The organism is Delftia sp. SD018 (assembly GCF_017355445.1).
Taxonomy (GTDB): domain Bacteria; phylum Pseudomonadota; class Gammaproteobacteria; order Burkholderiales; family Burkholderiaceae_C; genus Comamonas; species Comamonas acidovorans.
Genome location: NZ_JADDRN010000069.1, coordinates 1 through 1,030, shown reverse-complemented (window position 1 = coordinate 1,030; position 1,030 = coordinate 1). Strand labels below are relative to the sequence as shown.

1 protein-coding gene is annotated in these 1,030 nt (G+C 68.1%); it reads right to left on the bottom strand.

Going from position 1 to position 1,030, the window contains the following annotated elements; all coding sequences use genetic code 11:
• Positions 1-1,030, bottom strand: a 1,030-nt coding sequence (locus tag INR38_RS28565; RefSeq protein WP_207444610.1) for an AMP-binding protein, incomplete at both ends; no start/stop codon positions are given.

Here is a 1,030-nt window from a genome sequence, read left to right as displayed (position 1 = left end):
GGGGCCGAAGCCGAACCAGGCCTCGGTGGCCTCCAGCAGCCGCGCCACGTTGCGGTGGCTCAGCTGCGCGCCCTTGGGGCGGCCCGTGGAGCCCGAGGTGTAGATCACGTAGGCCAGGCTGTCGGCCGAGACCTGCACCTGCGGATCGGCATCCGATTCGGCCGACAGGTCCAGCGTATCGACCTCCAGAATCTGCAAGCGGTCTGCGCTCGGAATGCGCGTACGCACTGCAGCCTGCGTCAGCACCAGGGCAATGCCGCTGTCCTCCACCATGTGCGCCAGCCGGTCGGCCGGGTAGTCCGGGTCCAGCGGCACATAGGCGCCACCGGCCTTGAGGATGGCCAGCAGGCCGACCACCATCTCCACCGAGCGCGACATGGCAATGCCCACGCGCGACTCGGGGCGCACGCCCAGGACGATCAGGCGATGGGCCAGGCGGTTGGCCTGGGCGTTGAGTTCGCCATAGCTGAGGCTTTGTGCTCCGCAACCCAGAGCGGGCGCATGGGCCTGCCGGCGCGCATGCTGCTCGATGCGGCAGTGCAGGGGATGGCTGGCGGGGAAATGCCCTGATGCCTGGCCGCTGCCCAGCAACTGCTGCGTTTGCGCGACGCCCAGTACGTCCAGCCGGCCCAGAACGGCCTGCGCATTCTGCTCCAGCGCCCCAACGATGCTTTCGATAGCCGCGTCCATATAGACGCACAGCCGCTGGGCACCAATGGACTCGCTGGCCTGCATCACGATGCCGAAGCCCTCGCCCAGATCATCGATCGATACCGTCACCGGGTAGTTGGTGCGTTCCTCGCCACCCAGGACCGTGAGGCCTTCCCAGGTTCTGGCGGCAGTGTCCACGTCCTGCGCCGCGCTGTAGCGGTAGTTGAGCAGGGTGGAGAACAGCGGCGTGCCTCCCTCCAGCGCACTGCAGCGCTGCGCCAGCGACAGCGTCGCGTGCTCATGGTGCATCAGCCCCGACAAACCCTCATGCGTCTGGCGCAGGCACTCCTGCACGCTGCGCTCTCCCAGCCGTATGCGC